The organism is Sulfuriferula sp. AH1 (genome assembly GCF_002162035.1).
In the GTDB taxonomy this organism is placed as follows: Bacteria; Pseudomonadota; Gammaproteobacteria; order Burkholderiales; family Sulfuriferulaceae; genus Sulfuriferula.
In genome coordinates this window covers 857239-870603 of sequence record NZ_CP021138.1, presented here as the reverse complement: position 1 = coordinate 870603, position 13365 = coordinate 857239, and the positions used below count along the sequence as shown (strand labels likewise).

Annotated in this window: 15 protein-coding genes; 8 read left to right on the top strand and 7 right to left on the bottom strand. The window is 56.0% G+C overall.

Annotated features, from left to right (window positions below; genetic code table 11):
• Nucleotides 1-2 precede the first annotated feature (2 nt).
• From frr to CAP31_RS04540, 7 genes are all read right to left on the bottom strand, one after another.
• A complete protein-coding gene (frr, locus tag CAP31_RS04570; RefSeq protein WP_087446457.1) occupies nt 3-560 on the bottom strand; it encodes a ribosome recycling factor in 558 nt (185 codons plus the stop codon).
• A 12-nt stretch (nt 561-572) separates the two neighbouring features.
• Entirely contained in the window at nt 573-1289 is a 717-nt protein-coding gene (gene pyrH, locus CAP31_RS04565) for a UMP kinase (RefSeq protein WP_087446456.1), read from the bottom strand.
• A gap of 2 nt (nt 1290-1291) precedes the next feature.
• On the bottom strand, nt 1292-2164 hold the full coding sequence (tsf, locus tag CAP31_RS04560) for a translation elongation factor Ts (protein WP_087446455.1): 873 nt from the start codon (nt 2162-2164) through the stop codon (nt 1292-1294).
• Nucleotides 2165-2243: 79 nt separating this feature from the next.
• Entirely contained in the window at nt 2244-2990 is a 747-nt protein-coding gene (gene rpsB / locus CAP31_RS04555; RefSeq protein ID WP_087446454.1) for a 30S ribosomal protein S2, read from the bottom strand.
• A 151-nt stretch (nt 2991-3141) separates the two neighbouring features.
• The gene (gene clsB / locus CAP31_RS04550) at nt 3142-4302 is read right to left on the bottom strand and encodes a cardiolipin synthase ClsB (protein ID WP_087446453.1); all 1161 of its coding nucleotides are present in this window, start codon (nt 4300-4302) and stop codon (nt 3142-3144) included.
• Complete coding sequence (locus CAP31_RS04545) at nt 4299-5051, bottom strand: endonuclease/exonuclease/phosphatase family protein (protein WP_087448256.1); 753 nt, start codon at nt 5049-5051, stop codon at nt 4299-4301. The genes clsB and CAP31_RS04545 overlap by 4 nt, the downstream gene beginning before the upstream one ends.
• Before the next feature lie 70 nt (nt 5052-5121).
• Entirely contained in the window at nt 5122-6909 is a 1788-nt protein-coding gene (locus tag CAP31_RS04540) for a bifunctional diguanylate cyclase/phosphodiesterase (protein WP_189836640.1), read from the bottom strand.
• A gap of 125 nt (nt 6910-7034) precedes the next feature.
• Here CAP31_RS04540 and CAP31_RS04535 point away from each other — a divergent pair, with 125 nt between their 5' ends.
• From CAP31_RS04535 to CAP31_RS04500, 8 genes are all read left to right on the top strand, one after another.
• A complete protein-coding gene (locus CAP31_RS04535; RefSeq protein ID WP_087446451.1) occupies nt 7035-8735 on the top strand; it encodes a GspE/PulE family protein in 1701 nt (566 codons plus the stop codon).
• A 58-nt stretch (nt 8736-8793) separates the two neighbouring features.
• Complete coding sequence (locus tag CAP31_RS04530) at nt 8794-10023, top strand: type II secretion system F family protein (protein WP_087446450.1); 1230 nt, start codon at nt 8794-8796, stop codon at nt 10021-10023.
• A gap of 35 nt (nt 10024-10058) precedes the next feature.
• Nucleotides 10059-10505, top strand: coding sequence for a type IV pilin protein (locus CAP31_RS15230; protein WP_087446449.1), 447 nt, complete (start codon nt 10059-10061; stop codon nt 10503-10505).
• A 95-nt stretch (nt 10506-10600) separates the two neighbouring features.
• A complete protein-coding gene (locus CAP31_RS15225) occupies nt 10601-10987 on the top strand; it encodes a prepilin-type N-terminal cleavage/methylation domain-containing protein (RefSeq protein ID WP_087446448.1) in 387 nt (128 codons plus the stop codon).
• A gap of 149 nt (nt 10988-11136) precedes the next feature.
• Nucleotides 11137-11628 carry a prepilin-type N-terminal cleavage/methylation domain-containing protein gene (locus CAP31_RS15220; protein WP_087446447.1) on the top strand — a complete coding sequence of 164 codons (492 nt, stop codon included), beginning with the start codon at nt 11137-11139 and terminating at the stop codon, nt 11626-11628.
• Nucleotides 11615-12160 (top strand): hypothetical protein, encoded by a 546-nt coding sequence (locus CAP31_RS04510; RefSeq protein WP_087446446.1) that lies wholly within the window; start codon nt 11615-11617, stop codon nt 12158-12160. The genes CAP31_RS15220 and CAP31_RS04510 overlap by 14 nt, the downstream gene beginning before the upstream one ends.
• Nucleotides 12160-12969, top strand: coding sequence for a prepilin-type N-terminal cleavage/methylation domain-containing protein (locus CAP31_RS04505; protein ID WP_223247364.1), 810 nt, complete (start codon nt 12160-12162; stop codon nt 12967-12969). Before CAP31_RS04510 ends, CAP31_RS04505 begins: the two co-directional genes overlap by 1 nt.
• Complete coding sequence (locus tag CAP31_RS04500) at nt 12950-13360, top strand: hypothetical protein (protein ID WP_223247363.1); 411 nt, start codon at nt 12950-12952, stop codon at nt 13358-13360. Before CAP31_RS04505 ends, CAP31_RS04500 begins: the two co-directional genes overlap by 20 nt.
• Nucleotides 13361-13365 lie beyond the last annotated feature (5 nt).

Sequence of the window (13365 nt, the reverse complement as noted above, 5' to 3'; positions counted from 1 at the left end):
GCTCAGACCGCCATCAGATCGGCTTCTTTAGCAACTAGTGCTTTATCCACTTCAGCGATGAACTTATCGGTTAATTTCTGAATATCTTCCTGTGCGCGGCGCTCATCATCTTCGCTGATAGCTTTATCCTTGAGCAAGCGTTTAAGTTGCTCATTTGCATCACGACGCACATTGCGTACCGCCACTTTGGCGTTTTCGCCTTCGGTCTTGACCACCTTGATCAAATCCCGGCGCCGCTCTTCGGTCAGTGCAGGCATCGGCACACGGATCATACTGCCCTGACTCGACGGATTCAGGCCCAAATCGGCGTCGCGTATCGCTTTTTCGACCGCACCGACCATTTTGGCTTCAAACGGCTGTACCGCTATAGTACGCGCATCCATCAGGGTGACGTTGGCCACCTGATTGATAGCCGCTGGATTGCCGTAATACTCGACCATGACATGATCCAGTATGCCCGGATGAGCACGTCCGGTACGCACCTTGCCCAGATCGCTCTTGAGCGATTCCAGGCTCTTTGTCATTTTTTGTTCAGCGGTTTTCCTGACATCAGCAATCATGCAATCCTCCTCTCAACAATGTACTAACGTACCTTCGTCTTCACCCAGAACGAAGCGCGCCAATGCCCCGGCCTTGAAAATACTCAAAACGGCCAGCGGCATTTTTTGATCTCGGCACAGCGTAAACGCGGTGGCGTCCATCACTTTCAGATTCTTCTGTATCGCTTCATCGAAGCTCAGACGCTGATAACGTGTTGCACTTGCATTCTTATTCGGGTCATCAGTATATACGCCATCGACCTTGGTCGCCTTGATAACGATATCGGCGTTCATTTCCATGCCGCGCAAAGCAGCGGCAGTATCCGTGGTAAAGAACGGATTCCCGGTGCCCGCACCGAAAATCACTACGCGCCCTTCTTCCAGATAACGGATAGCCTTGCCGCGGATGTACGGCTCGGCAACCTGTTCGATATTCAGCGCAGATTGTACGCGACTTACCACGCCGTTGACACGAAAAGCGTCCTGCAACGCCAGTGCATTCATTACTGTTGCCAGCATTCCCATATAATCGGCAGTCGCGCGGTCCATGCCTGCCGCTGCAGGCGCGACACCGCGGAAAATGTTGCCGCCGCCGATAACGACGGCAACTTGCACCCCCATATCGACGACGGACTTCACTTCCTTGACGATACGGGTAATCGTGTCGCGGTTGATGCCGTAACTGTCGTCCCCCATCAAGGCCTCGCCGGAGAGCTTGAGCAATATACGCTTATACACTGGCGCACCCATGCTTACACCTTTGCAGCAGCAGCCACTTCAGCGGCGTAATCAACCACTTTCTTCTCGATGCCTTCACCCACTATAAACATGGTAAAACCGTTCACCTTGGCTTTTTTCTCAGCCAGTAATTTTTCCACAGTCTGGTCAGGATTCTTCACGAATGGCTGACCCAGCAACGTGACTTCAGCCAGATACTTGGCAACGCGGCCATCAACCATTTTAGCCACGATATCAGCCGGCTTGCCGGACTCTGCGGCCTGTGCCGTATAAATCTCGCGTTCCTTTTCGATCAGCTCAGGCGCTACCTGATCCTTGGACACACATACCGGCTTGCTGGCCGCGATATGCATTGCCAGATCCTTGCCCAGAACCTCATCACCATTCAGATCGACTATTACGCCGATTTTGGAGCCATGCAGGTAAGTTACCAGACGATCTGCCGTTGCATAATGCGCAATGCGACGAATCGTCAGATTTTCACCCAGCTTCATGATCAAGGCCTGGCGCACTTCCTCTACAGTACCGCCCGTCATCGTCATCGACGACAATGCAGCGATGTCGGTACAGTTCTGCTCGGCCGCCAATTGCGCCACCGCCTTGGCAAACGCCAGGAAATCGTCATTCTTGCCGACGAAATCGGTTTCGCAGTTGACTTCAACCAGAGCACCGGTTTTGCCGTCGGCACTGATAAATGCGCCGATCACGCCCTCAGAACCGCCGCGACTGGCGGCTTTACTTGCCTTGGCGCCGCTCTTGATGCGCAGCAGATCCTCTGCTGCAGTCATGTCGCCGTTGGTCTCGGTCAACGCTTTTTTGCATTCCATCATGCCCAGGCCAGTACGCTCGCGCAAATCCTTAACCATACCCGCTGTAATTTCAGCCATGCTTTGCTCCTTAAATTGATTCAATACAAAATTTACAAAAAAAGGGGCGAAAGCCCCTTTTCGTTAAGCATTTTGGCGATTATTGCGCCGAAGCCGCTTCTTCAGCAACTTCAACGAATTCTTCGCCTTCGCCCAGAATCTCGCCAATCGACTGGCTACGACCTTCCAGCACGGCATCTGCAACGCCACGCGCATACAGGCGAATTGCACGGCTGGAGTCATCGTTACCCGGAACGATATAGTTCACGCCAGCCGGGCTGTTGTTGGTATCAACCACGCCGATCACGGGAATACCCAGCGCATTGGCTTCAACCACGGCGCCTTTCTGATAACCCACGTCGATAACGAAAATCGCGTCAGGCAAAGCGACCATATCCTTGATGCCGCCCAGACTGCGGTTCAGCTTGTCGAGCTCACGCTGCAATACCAGCGCTTCCTTCTTGGGGATTTTTGAGCTTTCGTCGCCCAACAGCGCTTCCAGATCCTTCAAACGCTTGATGGATTGCTTCACGGTCTTGAAGTTGGTCAGCATGCCGCCCAGCCAGCGGTTGTCCACATAAGGCATGCTAGCGCGCTCAGCTTCTTCACGGACGATCTCACGTGCAGAGCGCTTGGTGCCCACAAACAATACAGTACCCTTGTTGCCAGCCAGCTTGCGCACGAATTTCAGCGCATCCTGGAACATAGGCAAGCTTTTTTCCAGGTTGACGATATGGATTTTGTTACGATGACCGAAAATGTACGGCGCCATTTTCGGGTTCCAGAAACGGGTTTGGTGACCGAAGTGGACACCGGCTTCCAGCATTTGACGCATAGTAATAGACATGATAATTTCCTTTTAGGGTTAAGCCTCCAGCCGTCGCCTACATTCTCATCGAGAACACCCTAAGCATTGGCGGCTGTGCGAATTTTGTTATCCAGCAGCAAAATAACAAGCTCGAAATTATAACACAGCAAGCGCATGCGGAGCAATGCAATCACCACACTCTGCCATAACCCACCAATCCCATCAATGCGCGCACCAGACCCAATGCCATGCTGGGTAAAATACGCTGATACCATGACCGCCGTTGCCAGTCATCGGATAGCACCATCGTCCCACCATCCGTCATGGCCGCCTGCAAACCCTGCTGCAGGGTAAGCGCGAAATCGCCGCCCTCAATCACCAGATTAGCCTCTCGCGCAAGCAACAGGCTCAGTGGATCGATATTGCTCGAGCCGACCGTTGCCCAGAACTCATCGATCACGGCCACCTTAGCATGCAAAAAACTCTTGCGGTATTCGCATATATGCACCCCCGCCTCCAGCAGCTGTCCATACAAGGCGCGCGAAGCATAATGCATTAACCGGTACTCTATTCTGCCCTGCAACAGCAACGTCACTTTCACACCGCGTCCGGCGGCTTCGACAAGGGCACGACGAAAACGCATACCGGGCAGGAAATAGGCATTGGCGATCAAAATGCTTTCGCGCGCACCGGCAATCGCCGCCATATATGCCTGTTCAATGTCGCGCCGATGCCTGAAATTATCCCGCACCAGGAATGCGACCTCATCCCGTCCCGCCGCTTCCGTGAATATCGCCATATGCGGCCGGTGGTGCCAGGCGACCTTATTCTGCGACCATCGCACCAGCGACCATAATCGCCGCACGTCCGGCACTATTCTGCTAAGGATGGGTCCCTGCACGCGCGCCGCATAATCAAACCGGGGCGGAATCTGCCCCGGCGTATCCATATCATCGATAATATTGATGCCGCCAATAAAAGCCACTTTGGCGTCGATCACCACCACCTTGCGATGCAGGCGTCGCAAACGATAGCGGCGCAACGCCAGCCAGCCCGGCTCGGGACGAAACACCAGCCAATCCACACCGGCGTCGCGCATACCCCTGACCAGTTCCGGCGACAACCCGTATGAACCGAATCCGTCGACCAGCACGCGTACGCGCACGCCACGCCGCGCCGCGCGGGACAGCGCTTCGGCAATCATGCGGCCGGTCGCGTCGCCGGCAAAAATATAGGTTTGCAAATCCACTTCATGCTGCGCCGCATCAATCGCATCGCGCAAGGCCGGAAAATACGCCAGGCCACATTCCAGCAGATCCACTCTGTTACCCGGCAGCAGATAACCTCTCATGACGCGCCCAGCGTCGCGCGCAATACGGCATGATCGGAACGATGCCAGTTATCCAGGCCATGCAGCACCTCGGCTTCATGCACTTTCCAGCCACGTACATAAATCCTGTCCAGTGACAATAGCGGCAACCGGGCCGGAAAACTGCGCGCCGCCTTGCCGTGCATAGTTACGAAAGCCTCCTGCAAACCCAGATCGCGAGCAAATTCGCGGCCTGCATGTCCGCGCCAGTCGTTAAAATCTCCGGCGATAATCAATGGCGCCGTCTCCGGCACAGCTTCCCGCACCCGTCGCCGCAACATCGCCAACTGCTGTCTGCGGCTATGCTCGAACAAGGCCAGATGCACGCAAAACGCATGCACTTCGAGCTCGATTCCGGGCATCGCGATTACCGCATGCAGCAAACCGCGCGACTCCAATGCGTGCGCTGAGATATCCAGATTCTCCCAGCGCACTATCGGGTAGCGCGACAGGATCGCATTGCCGTGATGACCTTCGTCGTATATCGCGTTCTTGCCATACGCATAATCCGGCCATACCTGCTCCGCCAGGAACTCATACTGCGGCGCAGCCGGCCAATGCTGCCAGCGCTGCGCGTGCCCCAGATGACTGCCCTGCACCTCTTGCAGAAACACGATATCCGAATTCAGCGCACGCAAGCGTTCGCGCAGATCATGAATCACCATGCGCTGATTGAAATGCGAAAATCCCTTATGAATGTTATAGCTGGCGATGCGCAGTAAATTACTCATGAATAGATAATAGCAAGCGTTCGCACGCGCTACAATCTTCAGCAAATTTCAGATTCTTCCTGCGGCAGTATCAGGCGGCAGCCAATACGCGAGCTTGTGACAACGGCATGGCACGACGGTCCACATAAAAACTCGAACCTGATATTTTCTTGGCTGCCTTTTTCACTTCAGTAGCCGCCGCTGCAATTTCATGACATTCACGATACTGATTCCGCCCTACCGGCACTGCACCGATAGACAACGTAGGGAAATTGTATTCAGCCCGATTACCGCGCCTGTCCTCGGCCACATAACAGCCATCGCCCAGATTCTCGTGCTGCAGATAAGATTGCACTGCATTGTCGAACGCCTGCAGGATAGCCTGGCAACGCGGTTCCCAATCCGGACTCTGAAACAGCACAAAGAAATCGTCTCCGCCGATGTGTCCCACGAAATCGATGTCCTTGTCCGCATGATTGATCAGCACATTGGCAGTCAGCTTGATCAGCTCATCGCCGCGACTGTAGCCAAATACGTCATTAAAAGGCTTGAACCAATCGAGATCGACATAGCACGCGCAAAAATTCTGACCGTTACCCAGCAGCAATTCAATCTGCTCGTTGACCGGCACATTCCCCGGCAGCATCGTCAGCGGATTGGCATAACGCGCCTCCTGAATCTGCAATTTGGTCATTTCCTGCATCAGCGCAAAATTCGAGCCGACACCGACATAAGCGCCTTCCCGCACCAGGATGAACCCGTCGGCAAAGCGCTTCTGGCCCTGCATCAGCACCAACTGGCTCAATGCAACCACCGGCATTTCCACATCCACGATCAGCGGGGTTTTTTCCATGAAAACCGTACAGGATTTGCGGCTATACAAATCACGCACATAACCATGCGAAAATTTATCCACCATCGTGCGATTCAACAATCCGACCGGCACTTTGCCATCCAGCACCGGCAATACATTCAGTTCCGGATTGGCCAGCAGGATTTTAAGGGCGTCCTCGCTTGCGGTCTGCACTGTCACCGTTGGCACTTCGGTCAGCAGCAAGCGCGCCTGACGTCCCCGCTGCAGCACCATTTTCGACCACGGATTGGCACTGATCAGCGCCTCGTCCAGACATGCCTGTGCCGCCGCGCTGGGCCTGCTTTCGGGATGCACAACCGGCCGCCCGATGAAATAGCCCTGCCCAAGGCAAATCCCCATTTCCTTCAGAATCAGCAACTCGGCCCGATGTTCTATCCCTTCGGCGATAATGATCGCGTTACTTTTTTCCGCGATTTGCTTGAGTGAACGCACGAACTGCAACTTCACCGGATCCTTGTCGATGCCGGTAACGAAATGCTTGTCCAGCTTGACAAAATCGGGGCGCACATCAGACCACAAACGCAGGCTGGAGAAGCCCTCGCCCAGATCGTCCAGCGCGATTTTGAAGCCGCGCTCGCGCAATGTCATCAATCCGGCAACGACCGACTCGTTATCCATTTGCGGCGAGCCTTCGGTGATCTCGAACACCACCCGCCCATTCAATTCGCTATGCTCGCCTATCAGATCCTTCAGCAAAGGGTCAGACAATGCGCCCGCCAGCAGTGCGAAAGGGCTGATATTGACGAACAACCTGCCCGGTAGCACCGCCTGGATAAACTGCGTCATCACCGTATAGATACACAGCATCTCCAGCCGCACCAGCAGCTCGGTACGCTCGGCCGCGCGGAACAAGGCCTGTGGCAAATGCAGTTCGCTCCCTATCGGACCACGAATCAGGCCTTCGTAACCGATTATCTCACCATGATGCAAATCCATGATGGGCTGAAACAGCGGATGCAATGCCTGCCTATCCAGAATATCAAGCAATATTCCACGTTGTATCATGTGACTTTCCCTCAATCTATCTAGTCCCACAAAATACTGCATAAATATTACAAATTAACGACAAGCGCCCATTTCCGCCGAATTCGCGTTAAGATAATGCTTAAATACAATGCTAAGGATCGTGCATGGCCCGCCCAGAAAAAATCCGCCTCGGGGAATTACTCGTTCGACAAAAGCTGCTGTCCGAAACCCAGCTGCAACTGGCGCTGGAAGAACAAAAAAAGAGCGGACGCAAGCTTGGCCGCTTTCTGGTCGAGAACGGCTTCATCACCGAAGACCAGATAGCCGATGCCGTTGCCAGGCAGCTCAACATCCCGTTTATCCATCTCAAGAGTTACAGCATCAAGCCCGACACCACGCGCCTGCTACCGGAAATGCAGGCACGGCGCTTCCGCGCCATCATCCTGGAAGACCGCGGCGACAGCGTTTTCGTCGGCATGAGCGACCCGACGGATCTGTTCGTGTATGACGAAATCGCACGCGTTGTCAAAAAGAACATCGAACTGGCCGTCGTCAACGAAAACGCATTGCTGCAAACCATCGACCGCATCTATCGTAAAACCGGCGAAATCACCGACCTTGCGCGCGAACTGGAACAGGATCTAGGCGACAGCTACGTCGATTTCGGCTTGGGCACCAGCCCGGGCAGCGAGGATGCCCCTGTCGTCAAACTACTGCAATCGGTGTTCGACGATGCCACCCAGGTTCGCGCCTCGGATATCCACATCGAACCGCAGCAGGATGCGCTGCATATCCGCTTCCGTATCGATGGCGTGCTCAACCTGCAAACCCGTGCCGACATCAAGATCGCCCCGGCGCTGGCATTGCGCCTCAAGCTCATGTCCGGGCTGGATATTTCCGAGAAACGCCTGCCGCAGGACGGCCGCTTCGCCATCAAGGTCAAGCAGCAGTCCATCGACGTGCGTATCTCCACCATGCCCACCCAGTACGGCGAATCGGTGGTCATGCGCCTGCTCAACCAGGGCGGCAACACGCTCGACCTCAATGCCATCGGCATGCCGCCGGCGATGCTTGCCCGTTTCCGGGCAATCCTGAAACGCCCCAACGGACTCATCCTGGTAACCGGTCCGACCGGCAGCGGCAAGACCACAACGCTATACGGCGCACTGTCCGAGCTCAACAGCCCGGAACTCAAGGTCATCACTGTCGAGGATCCGGTAGAGTATCGCCTCCCCGGCATCAATCAGGTTCAGGTCAACGACAAGATCGAGCTCGACTTCGCCCGCGTGCTACGCGCCGCGCTGCGTCAGGATCCAGACGTCGTGCTGGTAGGCGAAATGCGCGACCAGGAAACCGCACAGATCGGCATGCGCGCCGCAATGACCGGCCACCTGGTACTCTCCACCCTGCACACCAACGACGCCGCCAGCACGCCCATCCGCCTGATGGACATGGGCGTGCCGCGCTACATGGTCGCCACCTCGATACAGGCGGTATTGGCGCAGCGTCTGGTACGCATCATCTGCGACAGCTGCAACGAAGCCTATACGCCGGCCCCTGCCGAGCATCTCTGGCTCAAATCGGAGCTGGGCGACGCTGTCGATACCAACAATTATCAGCACGGCAAGGGCTGCACCAATTGCAACCATACCGGTTTCAACGGCCGTATCGGCGTCTATGAGATGCTGGAAATCACCAATGCAGTCGCCGAAGCCGCCAACCAGCCCGACCCCGCCGTCTTCCTGCACGCCGCCGAACAGCAGATGGCGGGCAACACCCTGCGCCGCCACGCCATCAATCTTGTTACCGCAGGCAAAACCACCGTAGCCGAAGCCATGCGCATCAGCAACCAGTTCGATGAATAATGCGATTGGAATTCCCTTGCGCGACCCACTTTGCCATTTGACCGACGACTAGCCGCCCATGCCATTTTTTGCCTATAAAGCCCGCAACACCCGCGGCGAACTCGTAGAAGGCACGCTGGAAAGTGCCGACAGCGGCAGCGTCGCCGACCTGCTCATCAATACCGGCGTCACCCCGGTCGACATCCGGGCCACCGCCGACCCGCATGCCAAAACCGACGACAACTGGTGGAAAAAGCTGACCGAAGTCAAAGTCACCGCCATCGACGTACAATTATTCAGCCGCCAGATATACACCCTGCTTAAAGCCGGCGTGCCCATCATGCGCGGCCTGGCCGGTCTGCAGGAATCCGCGGTCAACAAGACCTTCGCCGGCGTCATCCAGGATCTGCGCGAATCGCTGGATGCCGGACGCGAACTGTCCGCCGCGATGCAGCGCCACCCTACCGTATTCTCGGCGTTTTATCTGAGCATGATCCGCGTCGGCGAAATGACCGGGCGTCTGGAAGAAGTGTTCCTGCGCCTGTTCGACCACCTCGAATTCGAACGCGAAATGGGCGAACGCGTGCGCACCGCCTTGCGCTATCCGTCGTTCGTCGTCATCGCCATGGCCGTCGCCATCGGCGTCATCAACCTGTTCGTCATCCCCGCTTTCGCCAAGGTCTACGCCGGTTTTCATGCCGAGCTGCCGCTGGTCACGCAAATCCTTATCAACACCTCGAATTTCATGGTGAATTACTGGGGGCTGATGCTGGCGATCCTCATCGGCTGCGTCATTGCGTTCAAATACTATATCGGCACCGAAGCGGGCCGCTACCGTTGGGACAAAACCAAACTGCGCATCCCCATCGCCGGCAAGATCATCCTAAAGGGCACGCTGGCCCGCTTCGCCCGCAGCTTCGCGCTCGCCAGCAAGAGCGGCGTGCCTATCATCCAGAGCCTCAACGTCGTCGCCCAGACCGTCGATAACGCCTACATCGCCAGCCGCATCGAACAAATGCGCGACGGCATCGAGCGCGGCGAAAGCATCCTGCGCACTGCCGCCACCGCCAGCGTATTCACCCCGGTGGTACTGCAAATGATCGCCGTCGGCGAAGAAACCGGCGATCTCGACAACCTCATGGAAGAAATCGCGCAGATGTACGAGCGCGAGGTCGATTACGAACTGAAAACCCTATCCTCGCAAATCGAGCCTATCCTCATCATCGGCCTGGGTGTACTGGTACTGATACTGGCGCTGGGCGTATTCCTGCCGATCTGGGATCTGGGCAAGGTCGCCCTGCACAAATGAACCCCGACTTATACAAAATAATGGAGACAAATGACATGCAAAACAAACAAGCCGGTTTCACCCTGATCGAGCTGGTCGTCGTCATCACCATCCTCGGCATACTGGCAGCCATCGCACTGCCCAGATTCACCGCCATCCAGGCCGATGCCAGGCTCGCCAAGATGAACGGCGCGATGGGTTCGGTCAAAGCCGCAGCCGCCATGGCGCACGCCACCCTGCTCACCCGCGGTTACAGCAGCAGCTACACCAGCAGCGTATCCCCATTCAGCATTGAAGGCACCGCAGTGGTTTACACCAACGGCTATCCGACTCAGGCAACCATCGTACCGCTCGCCGGACTCACCGAACCCGATTATGTGATTACCGGATTGACCCTGCCGGCGATCGCCGCCGCCGATGCCAACCATACCGGCGGCACGGCAGACTGCACCATCAGCTATACCGCCCCGCAGCGGCCGATACCCTGCCAACCTATACCGTGAATGCCACACTAGCCATGTGCTCTTAAGAATTGTATGATTCAGCCGTAACAACAATAAATTGCTACACACTCTTACCATAGCTCAGGGAACTCATTATGAAACAGACTCAAACCGGTTTTACCTTGATCGAATTAGTCGTCGTGATCGTTATTTTGGGGATTTTGGCTGCGACGGCTTTGCCGAAATTTATTGATCTATCTGCAGACGCATCTCAAGCCGCCGTTGATGGCGTTGCTGCTGGCATTTCTTCAGCTTCCGCAATCAACTATGGGGCACGTAAAGTAAATGCTACAAAAGGACAAGCTGTAAATAATTGCTATAATGCAACTAGTGGAACTAGCGCAGCAACGCTGCTCCAAGGTGGTTTACCAGCCGGTTACACAATCGCGACCGCTGCAATTACCGCAGACAGTACAGTATCCTGTACTGTCACAGGTCAAAATGGCAAAACGGCAACTGCGTCAGTGACTGGCATTAACTAATATACTTAACAATACTCATCTCTGTTGCATCATCAAGCAAACATAAAGCCCAACATACTTCGATGTTGGGCTTTATGTTTACAGATCGGATATTAATAATGAGTAGGCTCAAGTTTAGGAAATTAGCTTTCTCCAAAAACGCGAACGCCATGTATTATGCTGCACACTGCAATATCAATATATCCTTACCAAAAAAGATAAACGGTTTCACCCTAATCGAGCTCATCGTTGTCATCGTCATCATCGGCGTACTGGCCGTTGCCGCCATCCCGCGCATGTTCGACCGCAGCACCTTCGACAGCCGCGGCTTCTACGACGAAACCATCTCCGCACTGCGTTATGCGCAAAAAGCCGCGATTGCCCAGCGCCGTACTGTCTGCGCCACATTCACCGCTACCAGCCTGACCCTGACTATCGCCTCGGCCGCCAGTTCCGCCACGTGCGACACCCCTCTCGCCAACCCGGTCGGCGGCAGCCCGTTTACCGTCACCCCGCGCTCGTCCGGGATCGCGTACTCTACCCAGCCGACCGACTTCACCTTCAACGCGCTGGGTCAGGCCAGCGGCGGACAAACCGTACAAATCACTGGCGCCAGCAGCAACATCGTCATTGAGCAGGATACCGGCTATGTGCACAGTTAAGCGCCAATCCGGTATCTCGCTGATCGAGCTGATCATTTTCATCGTTATCGTCAGCACCGCTGTCGCCGGGGTGCTGTCGGTAATGAATATCACGACACAGCACAGCGCCGACCCGATGCTGCGCAAGCAAGCGCAAGCCATCGCCGAATCGCTGCTGGAAGAAATCGAACTACAGCCGTTCACCTATTGCGATCCTGACGACCCCAATGCGGCGACCGCGACCAGTGTCGCTGGCTGCACTATCCCCGAAGGCATGGGGCCGGAACCCGGCGAAACACGCTACGCTACGCCGCAATTCGACAACGTCAACGACTATGCCGGCTTCGTCATGTCCGGCATCAACGACATCACCAATACCCCCATCGGGGGCTTGAGCGGCTACACCACAAGCGTTGCCATTGCCAATGATGGTGCGAGCTTTTCCCTGCCGACCGATGCCGTGCTTAAAATCGATGTCACAGTCACTGCCGGCAACGACAGCCTGACGCTCAGCGGTTATCGTTTCCGTTACGCCCCGAACGCGGTACCCTGATGATGTCCATGCAAACCTTACCCGCCCCACCCCAGCGCGGTTTTACCCTGATCGAGGCCATCGTTGTCATCACCATCACCGCCATCATCGCAGCTGTGGTGGCCGTTTTCATCCGCGCACCGGTGCAAGGCTATTTCGACAGCGTGCGCCGTGCCGAACTCACCGACACCGCCGACACCGCAGTACGCCGCATCGGCCGCGACCTGCATCTGGCGCTACCCAACAGCGTGCGCGTGACCACCAACGGCAGTGCGTATTACCTGGAGTTTTTACTCACCAGCGGCGGCGGACGCTATCGCGCCGACACACCCGGCGACCCGCTCGATTTTACTACCGCAGACACCGGCTTCGACGTGCTCGGCCCGCCGGTCACCACCACGGCCGGGGAAATGGTCGCCATCTACAATCTGGGCATCACCGGCGCTGACGCTTACGCTGGCGATAACACCAGCGCAATTACCGGCACGCTTGGCGGCGCATCCAACATTCCCATCGCCCCTAAACAATTCCCGTTTGCCTCGCCCAGCAACCGTTTTCAGATCATCCAATACCCGGTGACTTATGCCTGCGACCCTGCGGCGGGCACGCTGACCCGCTACTGGAACTACCCTATAAGTGCAGCTCAACCTACCGGTTTTGGCAGCAGCTCCGGCGCGCTATTGGCCAAAAACGTCAGCGCCTGCAGTTTCTCGTACACGCAACAAGTCGTCACCCAGCGCGCAGGACTGGTCTCGGCGACACTGCAGCTCAGCCAAAACGGCGAGTCGGTGAATTTATATTATGAAGCCCATGTCAGCAATGCGCCCTGATTCCCAGCGCGGCTTCTCCATCGTCTCCGCGATCTTCCTGCTGGTCGTGCTCTCGGCGCTGGGAGCGTTCATGCTCACTTTCTCCAACGTCCAGCAAATGACTTCTGCGCAAGACCTGCAAGGCAGCAGGGCCTATCAGGCCGCACGTGCCGGCATGGAATGGGGCGCATATCAGGTGCTGAGGAATAGCGGCAGCTGCAATGCCGGCAGCAACGTTGCGCTGGGCGGCAACCTGGCTAGTTTTACCCTTACGGTCGGCTGTACCAAAACTGTTTATACCGAGGGCGGCAATGCCGTCAATCTCTACCAGATCACATCTACGGCAAGTTCCGGCACGGTTGGCAGCACCACTTATATTGAGCGCCAGTTACAGGCGACCATAGGAAATTGAAGGCA

What these genes read in the sequence shown, in the direction of transcription:
- frr (WP_087446457.1), bottom strand. Translation starts at nt 560, where the DNA reads ATGATTGCTGATGTCAGGAAAACCGCTGAACAAAAAATGACAAAGAGC.
- pyrH (WP_087446456.1), bottom strand. Translation starts at nt 1,289, where the DNA reads ATGGGTGCGCCAGTGTATAAGCGTATATTGCTCAAGCTCTCCGGCGAG.
- tsf (WP_087446455.1), bottom strand. Translation starts at nt 2,164, where the DNA reads ATGGCTGAAATTACAGCGGGTATGGTTAAGGATTTGCGCGAGCGTACT.
- rpsB (WP_087446454.1), bottom strand. Translation starts at nt 2,990, where the DNA reads ATGTCTATTACTATGCGTCAAATGCTGGAAGCCGGTGTCCACTTCGGT.
- clsB (WP_087446453.1), bottom strand. Translation starts at nt 4,302, where the DNA reads ATGAGAGGTTATCTGCTGCCGGGTAACAGAGTGGATCTGCTGGAATGT.
- CAP31_RS04545 (WP_087448256.1), bottom strand. Translation starts at nt 5,051, where the DNA reads ATGAGTAATTTACTGCGCATCGCCAGCTATAACATTCATAAGGGATTT.
- CAP31_RS04540 (WP_189836640.1), bottom strand. Translation starts at nt 6,909, where the DNA reads ATGATACAACGTGGAATATTGCTTGATATTCTGGATAGGCAGGCATTG.
- CAP31_RS04535 (WP_087446451.1), top strand. Translation starts at nt 7,035, where the DNA reads ATGGCCCGCCCAGAAAAAATCCGCCTCGGGGAATTACTCGTTCGACAA.
- CAP31_RS04530 (WP_087446450.1), top strand. Translation starts at nt 8,794, where the DNA reads ATGCCATTTTTTGCCTATAAAGCCCGCAACACCCGCGGCGAACTCGTA.
- CAP31_RS15230 (WP_087446449.1), top strand. Translation starts at nt 10,059, where the DNA reads ATGCAAAACAAACAAGCCGGTTTCACCCTGATCGAGCTGGTCGTCGTC.
- CAP31_RS15225 (WP_087446448.1), top strand. Translation starts at nt 10,601, where the DNA reads ATGAAACAGACTCAAACCGGTTTTACCTTGATCGAATTAGTCGTCGTG.
- CAP31_RS15220 (WP_087446447.1), top strand. Translation starts at nt 11,137, where the DNA reads ATGTATTATGCTGCACACTGCAATATCAATATATCCTTACCAAAAAAG.
- CAP31_RS04510 (WP_087446446.1), top strand. Translation starts at nt 11,615, where the DNA reads ATGTGCACAGTTAAGCGCCAATCCGGTATCTCGCTGATCGAGCTGATC.
- CAP31_RS04505 (WP_223247364.1), top strand. Translation starts at nt 12,160, where the DNA reads ATGATGTCCATGCAAACCTTACCCGCCCCACCCCAGCGCGGTTTTACC.
- CAP31_RS04500 (WP_223247363.1), top strand. Translation starts at nt 12,950, where the DNA reads ATGTCAGCAATGCGCCCTGATTCCCAGCGCGGCTTCTCCATCGTCTCC.